Source organism: Blautia sp. DFI.3.45 (assembly GCF_020593505.1).
GTDB lineage: Bacteria > Bacillota > Clostridia > Lachnospirales > Lachnospiraceae > Blautia_A > Blautia_A wexlerae.
Window position 1 is genome coordinate 1 of sequence record NZ_JAJDMI010000261.1, and the last position, 223, is coordinate 223.

The 223-nt window shown below is 41.3% G+C and carries 1 pseudogene; it reads left to right on the forward strand.

From position 1 onward, the window contains the following. Positions 1-223: pseudogene (locus LJE09_RS17815) on the forward strand (MobA/MobL family protein); the annotation flags it as partial.

Consider the following 223-nt stretch of genomic DNA (forward strand, 5'->3'; position numbering starts at 1 on the left):
TGCCAAATACCGAGGAACTGCTTTCCAAGATGGAAGAACAGAAAACGAAGATAGAGCTTTTGGAAAACGAAAATCAGCAATGGCAGAAATTGGCACAGAAGCTGAACAGCGAAAACAGTTTATTACTGAAACAGAACACCGAATTGCTGAACTGGAACAGCAGATAGAGAAAGGACGTGATATAGATGAACGAATCCAGAGAATCAAAGAACGCCGAACAGTT